This is a genomic window from Pseudomonas sp. P1.31, assembly GCF_001269815.1.
In the GTDB taxonomy this organism is placed as follows: domain Bacteria; phylum Pseudomonadota; class Gammaproteobacteria; order Pseudomonadales; family Pseudomonadaceae; genus Aquipseudomonas; species Aquipseudomonas rustica.
The window spans coordinates 90,241-102,755 of record NZ_LHVN01000007.1 but is presented as its reverse complement, the minus strand read 5'-3'; the positions used below and the strand labels follow the sequence as shown (position 1 = coordinate 102,755).

Here is a 12,515-nt window from a genome sequence, read left to right as displayed (position 1 = left end):
CGCGTGCAGCGGGCGCCCTTTTTCAGATGTGACGGACTTCGACAATCTCGTACTCGATCACGCCACCAGGCGTTTTAACCGCCACCACATCACCCTCTTCCTTAGCAATCAAGGCGCGGGCCAGTGGCGAACCGACGGAAATCTTGCCGAGTTTGAAGTCAGCCTCGTCCTCACCCACGATGTGGTAAGTAACGCGCTCATCCGTCTCGACGTTGGCAATTTCCACGGTCGTGCCGAAAATCACTTTGCCAGTGTGCGGGATCGACGTGACATCAATGATGACCTGATTCTGAATCCGGCCTTCGATGTCACGAATCCGCGCCTCGACCATGCCTTGCTGTTCGCGCGCGGCATGGTATTCAGCGTTTTCCTTCAAGTCACCCAGCTCGCGAGCCGTACCGATGTCCTGGCTGAGCTTCGGACGGACGACCTTGGTCAGGTGAGTGTGTTCTTCTTCCAGGGCTTTGGCGCCCTGAACAGTCATTGGGTATTTGGTTATGCTCATGCCTTCAATCCTGCGTGTAGATCTTGCAAGCGGCGCACGGTCTTTTCCGGACCGAACTTCAGCGCTTCACAGATAGCTTCGCCAGCAGCAATGGTAGTGGTGCAGTAGATCTTGTGCTGCAAGGCATTACGACGAATGGAGTACGAATCAGCGATCGACTGACGACCTTCGGTGGTGTTGATGATCAGCGTGACTTCGTCATTCTTGATCATGTCGACCACGTGCGGACGACCCTCGGTCACCTTGTTCACACGGCGCACTTTCAGGCCTGCGGCTTCGATCAGCTTGGCAGTACCGGCAGTGGCAACCACTTCGAAACCCAAGTTGATCAGATCACGGGCCACGCCTGCAACCAATGGCTTGTCGTCGTCACGTACGCTGATGAACGCAGTACCGCCGGTCGGCAGCACTTCGCTCGCGCCCATCTGGGCTTTGGCGAATGCTTCACCGAAGGTGTCGCCGACGCCCATCACTTCACCGGTCGACTTCATTTCTGGGCCGAGGATCGGGTCAACGCCAGGGAATTTGGCGAACGGGAAGACCGCCTCTTTCACGCTGTAGAAGTTCGGGATGATTTCTTTGGTGAAGCCGATTTCTTTCAGGGTTTTACCAGCCATCACGCGGGCAGCGATCATGGCCAGGGAAACACCGATGCACTTCGATACGAACGGCACGGTACGGGAGGCACGCGGGTTGACTTCGATGACGTAAATGTCTTCGCCTTGCAGCGCCAACTGTACGTTCATCAGACCGACAACGCCCAGCTCCAGGGCCATCTTCTTGACCTGTTCGCGCATCTCGTCCTGGATGTGCGCAGGCAGCGAGTACGGCGGCAGCGAGCACGCCGAGTCACCGGAGTGAACGCCAGCCTGTTCGATGTGCTGCATGATTGCGCCGATGACAACGTCTTTGCCGTCGCAGACCGCGTCCACGTCCATTTCGATGGCGCAGTTGAGGAAGTGGTCGAGCAGCACCGGGCTGTCGTTGGACACTTTCACCGCATCACGCAGGTAGCGCTTGAGTTCTTCTTCTTCGTAAACGATTTCCATCGCGCGGCCACCCAGTACATAGGATGGGCGTACGACCAACGGGTAACCGATCTTGCTGGCGGCACGAATTGCTTCGTCTTCGCTGCGCACGGTGGCGTTTGGCGGCTGACGCAGGTTCAGGCGCTCAACCATTTGCTGGAAACGCTCACGGTCTTCGGCACGGTCGATCGCGTCAGGGCTGGTGCCGATGATTGGCACGCCGGCGGCTTCCAGAGCGCGAGCCAGTTTCAGCGGAGTCTGGCCGCCGTACTGGACGATCACGCCTTTTGGCTTCTCGACGCGGCAGATTTCCAGCACGTCTTCGAGGGTTACCGATTCGAAGTACAGACGATCGGAGGTGTCGTAGTCAGTGGAAACAGTTTCCGGGTTGCAGTTGACCATGATGGTTTCGTAGCCGTCTTCGCGCAGTGCGAGGGCAGCGTGAACGCAGCAGTAGTCGAACTCGATACCTTGGCCGATACGGTTCGGGCCACCACCCAGAATCATGATCTTGTCGCGACCCGACGGCGCGGCTTCGCACTCTTCTTCGTAAGTCGAATAGAGATAAGCGGTGTCGGTGGCGAACTCGGCGGCGCAGGTGTCAACGCGCTTGTAGACCGGGAACACTTCCAGCTTGTGACGGTGAGTCCGCAGGTTCTTCTCGGTCACACCCAGCAGCTTGGCCAGACGCTGATCGGAGAAGCCTTTGCGCTTGAGCTTGTACATCACGTCGCGGTCGATCGCGGACAGACCGAGGGTCTTGACCTTCTCTTCGTCCTTGATCAGATCTTCGATCTGTACCAGGAACCAAGGGTCGATCATGTTCATCGCGAAGATTTCTTCGACGGTCATGCCGGCGCGGAAAGCGTCTGCCACGTACCAGATGCGCTCGGCGCCCGGCACGGTCAGTTCACGCTTGAGCACGCTCATGCTTTCCGGGTTGCTCAGGTCGAGCTTCTCGTCCAGACCGCAAACGCCTACTTCCAGACCGCGCAGAGCTTTCTGCAGGGATTCCTGGAAGGTACGGCCGATGGCCATGACTTCGCCGACCGACTTCATCTGAGTGGTCAGGCGCGCGTCAGCCTTGGCGAATTTTTCGAAGGCGAAGCGCGGCAGCTTGGTGACGACGTAGTCGATCGACGGCTCGAAGGACGCCGGGGTTTTGCCGCCGGTGATGTCGTTCGACAGTTCGTCGAGGGTGTAGCCCACAGCCAGTTTGGCCGCGACTTTGGCGATCGGGAAACCGGTGGCTTTCGAAGCCAGCGCCGAGGAACGCGATACGCGCGGGTTCATTTCGATCACGACCATACGGCCAGTGTCCGGGCAGATACCGAATTGCACGTTGGAACCGCCGGTCTCGACGCCGATCTCGCGCAGTACCGCCAGGGAGGCGTTACGCAGGATCTGGTATTCCTTGTCGGTCAGGGTTTGTGCTGGAGCCACGGTGATCGAGTCACCGGTGTGCACGCCCATCGGGTCAAAGTTTTCGATCGAGCAGACGATGATGCAGTTGTCCTTTTTGTCGCGGACAACTTCCATCTCATATTCTTTCCAGCCGATCAGCGATTCGTCGATCAGCAGCTCTTTGGTCGGCGACAGGTCGAGACCGCGGGCGCAGATTTCTTCGAACTCTTCACGGTTGTACGCGATGCCACCACCGGTGCCGCCCATGGTGAAGGACGGACGGATGATGCACGGGAAGCCGAGGGTTTCGAGAACCGCGTTGGCTTCTTCCATGCTGTGGGCGATACCGGAACGCGGGCACGCCAGGCCGATGGATTTCATCGCCTTGTCGAAACGCGAACGGTCTTCAGCCTTGTCGATGGTGTCGGCGTTGGCGCCGATCATTTCTACGCCGAACTTCTCCAGAATGCCTTCGCGTTCCAGGTCCAGGGCGCAGTTCAGAGCAGTCTGGCCGCCCATGGTTGGCAACACAGCGTCCGGACGCTCTTTCTCGATGATCTTGGCAACGGTCTGCCACTTGATCGGCTCGATGTAAGTCGCGTCGGCCATGTCCGGGTCGGTCATGATGGTGGCCGGGTTGGAGTTCACCAGGATGACGCGGTAGCCCTCTTCGCGCAGGGCTTTACAGGCCTGGGCGCCGGAGTAGTCGAATTCGCAGGCCTGGCCGATAACGATCGGGCCAGCGCCGAGAATCAGGATGCTTTTAATGTCTGTACGTTTTGGCATGGGTTTGTCACTCAAATCCGCAGGTCAGTCGGCAAGCCGTCTTGATCGATTTCTGAAGTCCCGAGGGGGCCGCCGGTGCCGGGGCCGCCCTCGAGGGGCTTCTCTCTACAGTCTCAAGGCGAACGCTTAGCGTCGCTTGGCCATCTCGTTGATGAAGCGGTCGAACAGTGGCGCGACGTCGTTCGGGCCCGGGCTCGCTTCAGGGTGACCCTGGAAGCTGAACGCGCTCTTGTCGGTGCGCTCGATGCCTTGCAGGGTGCCGTCGAACAGCGATTTGTGGATCGCACGCACGTTGGCTGGCAGGGTTTCTTCGTCTACCGCGAAACCGTGGTTCTGGCTGGTGATCATCACAACGCCAGTGTCCAGATCCTGTACCGGGTGGTTGGCACCGTGGTGGCCATGGCCCATTTTCAGGGTCTTGGCGCCGGAGGCCAGAGCCAGCAGTTGGTGACCGAGGCAGATGCCGAATACCGGAATTTCGGTTTCCAGGACTTCCTTGATCGCCTTGATCGCGTAGTCGCATGGCTCCGGATCACCCGGGCCGTTGGACAGGAACACGCCGTCCGGCTTCAGCGCCAGCACATCGGCCGCTGGGGTCTGGGCAGGTACGACGGTGACGCGGCAGCCGCGTTCGACCAGCATGCGCAGGATGTTGACCTTGACGCCGTAGTCGTAGGCAACCACGTGGTAAGGCAGCTCGGAGGCTTCGATGGTCGCGTGGCTGTCGGTTTTCAGATCCCAGACAGTCGAGCGCCATTCGTATTGCTTCTTGGTGCTGACGACTTTCGCCAGATCCATGCCCTTCAGGCCCGGGAAGCCTTGCGCAGCAGCGATTGCAGCTTCTTCGGAGATGTTGTCGCCGGCCATGATGCAGCCGTTCTGTGCGCCTTTTTCACGCAGGATGCGGGTCAGGCGGCGGGTGTCGATACCGGCGATTGCCACAACGTTGTTGGCTTTCAGGTAATCGGACAGGGACATCGTGTTACGCCAGTTGCTCGCTACCAGCGGCAGGTCACGAATGACCAGGCCAGCGGACCAGACGCGGTCGGACTCGGCGTCTTCCGGCGTGGTGCCGGTGTTGCCGATGTGCGGGTAAGTCAGGGTAACGATTTGTTGGGCGTAGGAAGGATCGGTAAGGATTTCCTGATAGCCGGTCATTGCGGTGTTGAACACCACCTCACCAACGGTCTGACCGTCGGCTCCAATGGCTTCGCCGCGAAAAATGCTGCCATCAGCAAGGGCGAGTATGGCTGGCTTAGTCAAGAAGACCTCCCGTAAATAAAGCATGAAGGGGCAATCGCAGGTTGTAAAAAAGCGGAGTGACGTATGGACACGTCACCCCGCTTCTTCACTGAATTATTCTGCGCGCTTTTAGTGGACACACTAAAGCTGTAGCTTACAGGAAAGACCTCGATTTCGGAAGGGCGAAACACACACAAACTCGCCTTATAAAGGCATGGCGACGCGCGACCACGGTGATGGCACGGTTGACACCCCTTCACCCCTCTCTAGAATAGGTACCCATCTCAAGTTTCGAGCAAGAAACCCTGAATGAGTACCCATATCAGCATCGCTGACGCCGCCACGCTGCTGAATGTCAGTACGCAACGGGTCAGAACCCTTTGCCGCAACGGCGACCTCCAGTCCGAAAAGATCGGTAACACCTGGATCATCGACCACGCCAGCTTAAAAAATTACGGGCTCCGAACCGCACATATGATTGCACAAGATCACCCTGCTTACGCCGTGCAGACGTCGTCGAGCGAGCGCAAACCTATCGCTCTGAGTTTTTTCTCCGGCGCCATGGGCCTCGATCTCGGCCTGGAAAAGGCTGGTTTCGATATCCGCCTGGCCTGCGAATCGAACAAGCATTGCCGCCAGACCATCACCCTGAATCGCCCCAACACCGCGCTGCTCGGTGACATCAATGACTGCACCGCCGAGCAAGTGCTGGAAGCCGCACAGGTGCGCGCCGAAGACGTCGACCTGATCGTCGGCGGCCCGCCCTGCCAGGCCTTCAGCACCGCCGGCAAGCGCAAGGCGTTCAATGATGATCGCGGCAACGCCTTCCTCAAGTACATCGATCTGGCGCTGGAAATTCGCCCTCGCTTCATCGTGATCGAGAACGTGCGCGGGCTGTTGTCGTGCCCGATGGATCATCGCCCGCACAATCAGCGCGGCAGCGAATTCCCCGATCTGTCCCTCGACGAAATGAAGGGCGGCGCGCTTAACTTCGTCATCAGCGTGCTGCGACGTGCCGGCTACACCTGCACGTTCAACCTGTACAACTCAGCGAATTTCGGCACGCCGCAAATTCGCGAGCGGGTCATCATTGTCTGCTCCCGCGATGGCAAAGAAGCGCCATTCCTGACGCCGACCCACTCCGAAGACGGCTCCCATGGCTTGCCGGTCTGGAACAAGCTGCGCGGCGCACTGGTCGGTCTGGATCAGCACACGCACCTGAACTTCCCGGAAAAACGCCTCAAGTACTACCGCATGCTCACCGCCGGACAGAACTGGCGCAGCCTGACTCCGGACTTGCAGCAAGAAGCTCTCGGCAAGTCGTATTTCTCCGGCGGCGGCAAAACCGGTTTCCTGCGCCGTCTGCATTGGGAAAAACCCTCGCCGACGCTGGTCACTCACCCGGCCATGCCGGCCACCGACCTCGCGCACCCGGAAGAGGATCGCCCGCTGTCGATTCAGGAATACAAACGCATCCAGGAGTTTCCGGACGATTGGCAACTGGCCGGCCCGCTGATCGAGCAATACAAACAGGTCGGCAACGCCGTACCGGTCAGCCTCGGCCATGCGGTCGGCAAGTTGATTCGCGACCTGCTCAGCGGCACCGATCAGGCGCCGCCGCAGGACTTCCGCTTCTCGCGCTACCAGGCCACGTCGCACAACGACTGGCTGCAAGTGTTCGAGCAGCAGAAGAAGAAGCTCCAATTCGACCTGGAACTGGCCTGATTCACCGCCGAGGGAGCGTCTGCTCCCTCAAGCCTCACGCCTCACTCATCGCTTGAAGAGTTGAGGCGTACCAGACGATCCCACTGGATCGCACCCTCAGCGTTGCAAAACTCACTGGTGAATTCTTCCGTGAACTGGTTGACCAGTTGCGTGTACGAGTCCTGGAATTGGGCATTACGCTCGTGCGCCTTAAAGCCCAGCGGCCCGATCAGCTCGACAAACAGATCCGGGTCGCCCGAGATAAACTCCCAGAAACGCTGCCCGCAGAGTTTGCTGTAGTCGCCCTTGTCCGGATTGTTATCACGCCCGTAGCAGCAACCGTTGACGGCAACGATGTTCAGGCCGGACTGGCTGGTACGCAATGTCCGCTGCGCCGTTTTGAAGTTGGTGCGCATTTGGGTGATCTGCGAGCTGTTGCCCCAGTTCGGCCCGGACTTGATCGCGACCAGATGACGGCGCCCGTCTTTATCAAACTCCAGATCAACACCGGCGACCGCTGACTTCCAGCCTCCATAGGTCTTGCCATTGATGAAGATCGCCAGCCCTTCCAGCCAATCGCCGAACAGGGTTTCCTCGTTAGAGGACACGTGCGCATCAACAATCCCGCGAACGATCTGCTCCGCCGTCTGCATGTCCTTGGCTTTGAACATGTAGGGATTCTTGCGCTTGAGCACACTCTTGAGCTTCAACCGCGACAGGCTGTCGAGGCGCTTCTGGTGAAACGTGCCGATATTGTCTTCGACGTACTTGGCCACATCGGCCAGATCCAATGGTTGCATCCGTTGCATTCCTTTCAAAAATTGAAACTTCAGACAAAACAAAGGCGCTTTACGCGCCTTGTTTTTTTCACGATCGAATTACTTCAGATCGAGCACATCCTGCATGTCATACAGGCCCGGCTCACGGCCATCGAGCCATAGCGCAGCACGCACCGCGCCCTTGGCGAAGGTCATGCGGCTGGAAGCCTTGTGGGTGATTTCCAGACGCTCGCCCTCACAGGCAAACAGCACGGTGTGATCGCCGACCACATCACCGCCGCGAACTGTGGCAAAACCGATGGTTTCACGCTCACGCGCGCCGGTGTGGCCTTCACGCCCATAGACCGCAACCTTCTGCAGATCTCGATCCAGCGCATCGGCAATCACTTCGCCCATGCGCAGCGCGGTACCCGAAGGCGCGTCGATCTTGTGCCGGTGATGAGCTTCGATGATCTCGATGTCAGCCTCATCGCCCAGCACCCGCGCGGTCATCTCAAGCAATTTCAGCGACAGGTTGACCCCGACGCTGAAGTTGGCGGCAAACACGATCGGGATGTCTTTCCCGGCATCGGCCAGCAATTGCTTCTGCGCCGCGTCCAGCCCGGTGGTACCGATAACCATGGCTTTGCCTGCCTTGCGGCAGAACGCCAGGTTTTTCAGCATCACTTCGGGCAGAGTGAAGTCGATCAGTACGTCGAATTCTTCAGCCACGGCTTCGATGTGAGCGGACAGCGGCACGCCAATACGACCCAGCGAAGCCAGCTCACCGGCATCGACGCCGATCAACGTGCTGCCCGGACGCACCACGGCAGCGGTCAAACCGGTCAGCGGCGCGCGCTGTTGCACGGCTTCGACCAGAATCTTACCCATGCGCCCAGCAGCGCCCATCACAGCTATACGTCGCATGCCGACTCCTTACAGATCGCCGAAGAAACGCTTCACACCGTCAAACCAACCGGTGGTTTTCGGTGAATGGCTGTTGTCGTCGGCCAGCGAGCTGCGGAATTCTTCCAGCAGTTCGCGCTGACGACGGTTCAGATTCACCGGCGTTTCGACCGCAACGCGGCACATCAGATCGCCTGCACCGCCGCCACGCACCGGCGCAACGCCTTTGCCACGCACACGGAACTGCTTGCCGGTCTGGGTGCCTTCAGGGATTTTCAGTTTGACGCGACCGTCGAGGGTCGGGATTTCCAGCTCGCCGCCCAATGCTGCGTCGACGAAGCTGATCGGCACTTCGCAGAACAGATGCTTGCCGTCACGCTGGAAGATGTCGTGCTCGCGGACGTTGATGACCACGTACAGGTCGCCCGTCGGGCCGCCCTGCGTACCCGCTTCGCCTTCGCCGGACAGACGAATGCGGTCGCCGGTGTCGACGCCGGCCGGTACTTTGACCGACAGGGTTTTGTACTCTTCAACGCGACCGTCACCGTGGCAGGAATCGCACGGATCGGAAATGATCTTGCCTTGACCATGGCAGCGCGGGCAGGTTTGCTGCACCGAGAAGAAGCCTTGCTGCATGCGCACCTGACCGATGCCGCCGCAGGTCGGGCACGTCGATGGCGAGGAGCCTTTCTTGGCACCCGAACCGTCGCACGGCTTGCAGTTGACCAGTGTCGGAACGCGGATATTCACCGACGTGCCGCGCACCGCTTCTTCCAGATTCAGCTCCAAAGTGTAGCGCAGATCACTGCCACGCTGAGCGCCGCCACGACCACCGCCGCGACCGCCACCGAAGAAATCACTGAAGACATCGCCAAAGATGTCAGAGAAGTTCTGACCGCCAAAACCGGCACCGCCGCCACCCATGCTTGGGTCGACGCCGGCATGACCGTACTGGTCGTAAGCCGCACGCTTGCTGGAATCGGACAGTACTTCGTAGGCCTCGTTGGCCTCTTTGAACAGTTCTTCCGACGCTTTGTCATCGGGATTACGGTCCGGGTGATGCTTCATCGCCAGACGACGGTAGGCCTTCTTCAGGTCTGCATCGCTTGAGCCACGCTCAACACCCAACACTTCGTAATAGTCACGCTTTGCCATAAGTCTTCTGCACTCTTGAGGACGTCCGGCAAACCCCTCCTGAGGATCGCCAAACTCGTTGAGCCCCAATACAGGCCCGGACCCAACTCACGTCAATTCAACGATCCTGGTCTTTGATTCTGCGGTACTTGCGGCGCGAAAAGCAGGAGCATTCCCGGCCATACCGCCAGCATCCGAACGTTGTCGCATGCTGTAAAAATTCGCGTATTCCAGATACGCCAACGCGGGAGCTAGCTCCCGCGCGGCGACATCCTACCAGTCACTGCCCGAAGGCAGTCAACCGGCCGACCAACAACTTACTTGTGGTCTTTGACTTCTTCGAACTCTGCATCGACAACGTCGTCAGCCTTCTCAGCCGATTCGCCTTGCGGGGCTGCGCCATCAGTTGGCTGAGCCTGTTCGGCGTACATCTTCTGAGCAACCGGAGCGGAGACTTTCGACAACTCTTCAACCTTCGCTTCGATAGCAGCCTTGTCGTCGCCTTTGACAGCGGCTTCCAGAGCAACCACAGCCGCTTCGATCGCAGTCTTCTCTTCGGCGGTGACTTTGTCGCCCGCGTCAGCAACCATTTTGCGAGTCGAGTGAACCAGTGCATCACCCTGGTTACGGGCAGCGGCCAATTCTTCGAACTTGCGGTCTTCTTCAGCGTTGACTTCAGCATCACGAATCATTTGCTGAATTTCGTCATCGGACAGACCGGAGTTGGCCTTGATCACGATCGACTGAGTCTTGCCGGTAGCCTTGTCTTTCGCGCCGACGTGCAGGATGCCGTTGGCGTCGATGTCGAAGGTTACTTCGATCTGTGGCACGCCACGTGGTGCAGGTGGAATGTCCGCCAGGTCGAACTTGCCCAAGGACTTGTTCTGAGTGGCTTGCTTACGCTCACCCTGCAGCACGTGAATGGTCACAGCGCCCTGGTTGTCGTCGGCAGTCGAGAACACTTGCGATTTCTTGGTAGGAATCGTGGTGTTTTTCTCGATCAGCGCGGTCATCACGCCACCCATGGTTTCGATACCTAGGGTCAGCGGGCTGACGTCGAGCAGCAGAACGTCTTTCACGTCACCGGCCAGAACAGCGCCCTGAATCGCAGCACCCATGGCAACAGCTTCGTCCGGGTTCACGTCTTTACGTGCTTCTTTACCGAAGAAATCGGTTACCAGCTTCTGTACCAGCGGCATACGGGTCTGACCACCGACCAGAATCACGTCGTTGATCGCGCCAACGTCCAGACCAGCGTCTTTCATGGCGATGCGGCAAGGTTCGATGGTGCGCTGAACCAGGTCTTCAACCAGTGCTTCGAGCTTGGCACGCGAAATTTTCACGTTCAGGTGCTTCGGACCGGTCGCATCTGCAGTGATGTACGGCAGGTTAACGTCGGTCGACTGGCTCGAGGACAGTTCGATCTTGGCTTTCTCAGCGGCTTCTTTCAGGCGCTGCATCGCCAGCGGGTCACCTTTGAGGTTCATGCCGCTTTCTTTCTTGAATTCGTCGACGAGGTAGTCGATCAGACGAATGTCAAAGTCTTCACCGCCCAGGAACGTGTCACCGTTGGTGGCCAACACTTCGAACTGGTGCTCGCCGTCAACTTCAGCGATTTCGATCACGGAGACGTCGAAAGTACCGCCACCCAGGTCATAAACGATCACGGTGTGATCGCCCTTGGCCTTGTCCATACCGTAAGCCAGAGCGGCTGCGGTTGGTTCGTTGATGATACGTTTTACGTCCAGACCCGCGATGCGGCCGGCGTCTTTGGTCGCCTGACGCTGGCTGTCGTTGAAGTAGGCCGGAACGGTAATGACCGCTTCAGTCACTGGCTCGCCGAGGTAGTCTTCGGCGGTCTTCTTCATCTTCTTCAGAATTTCAGCCGAGATTTGTGGCGGCGCCATTTTCTGGCCGTTCACTTCAACCCAAGCGTCGCCGTTGTCAGCCTTGGCGATCTTGTACGGAACCATCTGAATGTCTTTCTGCACAACTTCTTCGTCGAAACGACGACCGATCAGACGCTTAACGGCGTACAGAGTGTTGTGCGGGTTGGTCACAGCCTGACGCTTGGCCGACTGACCTACCAGGATTTCGCCATCGTTGGCGTAAGCGATGATCGACGGCGTGGTACGCGCGCCTTCAGCGTTTTCAATAACTTTTGCTTTGCCGTTTTCCAGCACGGAGACGCAGGAGTTGGTGGTCCCCAGGTCGATACCGATAATTTTGCCCATGTTAACTCTCCCGAAACTTTGGATTTGGATGCCGCAGCAGTGGTGGCTGACTGCGGTAGCACTTAAACGCTTGACTTCTAAATGGGGGCCTTGCGGCTAATTTCAAGCCTTCTCGTCAATCGAAGGCGAAATTGGCGCAGGCGCCTTGCTGACCACAACCATGGCCGGGCGCAACAGGCGACCGTTGAGCTGGTAGCCTTTCTGAAACACCTTCAGAACGCTGTTCGGTTCTACGTCGGCGCTTTCTTGTGCAGCCATCGCCTGATGGTAAACAGCGTTGAACGGTTCGCCATGCGGATCGATCGCTTCAAGCTGATAACGCTTGAGGGTGTCGTGGAACATTTTCAACGTCAGCTCGATGCCTTCACGCATCGGACGGATGCTTTCGTCGTCCGGGTTCGACAACTCGAGACCGCGCTCCAGACTGTCGACGATCGGCAGCAGGTCGCTGGCGAATTTCTCCAGGGCGAATTTGTGCGCCTTCTCGACGTCCAGTTCGGCACGGCGGCGGACGTTCTGCAGATCGGCAGCTACGCGCAGAGATTGATCTTGCGCTGCGGCCAATTGCTCTTCGAGCACTTGCACACGGGTCGCCAGGTCATCACTCGAACCTTCCGGCGCCTGAGGGGCATCTGGGTTTTGCGTATCTACTGTCTGTTCGTCAGCCATAGAATTCTCCTTTCAATTTCTTCCGCGAGCCTGACCCGCGCTTCTGTCCCGATATATGGGGCCGCAAAATCAGGCTTCAAGGGCCTTCAAGCATTAACCCTACAAAAAAGTGCCGCATTCTCATTCCCTGATGCGCTAAGAAGTT

General features: G+C 58.4%; 9 protein-coding genes. 1 reads left to right on the top strand and 8 read right to left on the bottom strand.

From position 1 onward, the window contains the following. Positions 1-22 precede the first annotated feature (22 nt). The 3 genes from greA to carA form a co-directional block, all read right to left on the bottom strand. A complete protein-coding gene (gene greA / locus AD669_RS03710) occupies positions 23-499 on the bottom strand; it encodes a transcription elongation factor GreA (protein WP_053117947.1) in 477 nt (158 codons plus the stop codon). A 2-nt stretch (positions 500-501) separates the two neighbouring features. Then, positions 502-3,723, bottom strand: a complete 3,222-nt coding sequence (carB, locus tag AD669_RS03705; protein WP_053117025.1) for a carbamoyl-phosphate synthase large subunit — start codon at positions 3,721-3,723, stop codon at positions 502-504. A gap of 126 nt (positions 3,724-3,849) precedes the next feature. Beyond that, positions 3,850-4,986: a glutamine-hydrolyzing carbamoyl-phosphate synthase small subunit gene (carA, locus tag AD669_RS03700; protein WP_053117024.1), complete on the bottom strand. Its 1,137-nt coding sequence runs from the start codon at positions 4,984-4,986 to the stop codon at positions 3,850-3,852. A gap of 288 nt (positions 4,987-5,274) precedes the next feature. Here carA and AD669_RS03695 point away from each other — a divergent pair, with 288 nt between their 5' ends. Then, positions 5,275-6,690, top strand: coding sequence for a DNA cytosine methyltransferase (locus AD669_RS03695; protein WP_053117023.1), 1,416 nt, complete (start codon positions 5,275-5,277; stop codon positions 6,688-6,690). Between the two features lie 41 nt (positions 6,691-6,731). Here AD669_RS03695 and AD669_RS03690 read toward each other — a convergent pair whose 3' ends face one another. From AD669_RS03690 to grpE, 5 genes are all read right to left on the bottom strand, one after another. Then, positions 6,732-7,469 (bottom strand): PmeII family type II restriction endonuclease, encoded by a 738-nt coding sequence (locus AD669_RS03690; RefSeq protein WP_053117022.1) that lies wholly within the window; start codon positions 7,467-7,469, stop codon positions 6,732-6,734. A gap of 78 nt (positions 7,470-7,547) precedes the next feature. Next, positions 7,548-8,354, bottom strand: coding sequence for a 4-hydroxy-tetrahydrodipicolinate reductase (gene dapB / locus AD669_RS03685; RefSeq protein WP_053117021.1), 807 nt, complete (start codon positions 8,352-8,354; stop codon positions 7,548-7,550). Positions 8,355-8,363: 9 nt separating this feature from the next. Next, entirely contained in the window at positions 8,364-9,488 is a 1,125-nt protein-coding gene (dnaJ, locus tag AD669_RS03680) for a molecular chaperone DnaJ (RefSeq protein ID WP_053117020.1), read from the bottom strand. A 296-nt stretch (positions 9,489-9,784) separates the two neighbouring features. Further along, complete coding sequence (dnaK, locus tag AD669_RS03675; RefSeq protein ID WP_053117019.1) at positions 9,785-11,701, bottom strand: molecular chaperone DnaK; 1,917 nt, start codon at positions 11,699-11,701, stop codon at positions 9,785-9,787. Positions 11,702-11,803: 102 nt separating this feature from the next. Next, a complete protein-coding gene (gene grpE / locus AD669_RS03670) occupies positions 11,804-12,370 on the bottom strand; it encodes a nucleotide exchange factor GrpE (protein ID WP_053117018.1) in 567 nt (188 codons plus the stop codon). Positions 12,371-12,515 lie beyond the last annotated feature (145 nt).

What these genes read in the sequence shown, in the direction of transcription:
- AD669_RS03690 (WP_053117022.1), bottom strand. Translation starts at nt 7,469, where the DNA reads ATGCAACCATTGGATCTGGCCGATGTGGCCAAGTACGTCGAAGACAAT.
- carB (WP_053117025.1), bottom strand. Translation starts at nt 3,723, where the DNA reads ATGCCAAAACGTACAGACATTAAAAGCATCCTGATTCTCGGCGCTGGC.
- dnaJ (WP_053117020.1), bottom strand. Translation starts at nt 9,488, where the DNA reads ATGGCAAAGCGTGACTATTACGAAGTGTTGGGTGTTGAGCGTGGCTCA.
- AD669_RS03695 (WP_053117023.1), top strand. Translation starts at nt 5,275, where the DNA reads ATGAGTACCCATATCAGCATCGCTGACGCCGCCACGCTGCTGAATGTC.
- dapB (WP_053117021.1), bottom strand. Translation starts at nt 8,354, where the DNA reads ATGCGACGTATAGCTGTGATGGGCGCTGCTGGGCGCATGGGTAAGATT.
- grpE (WP_053117018.1), bottom strand. Translation starts at nt 12,370, where the DNA reads ATGGCTGACGAACAGACAGTAGATACGCAAAACCCAGATGCCCCTCAG.
- dnaK (WP_053117019.1), bottom strand. Translation starts at nt 11,701, where the DNA reads ATGGGCAAAATTATCGGTATCGACCTGGGGACCACCAACTCCTGCGTC.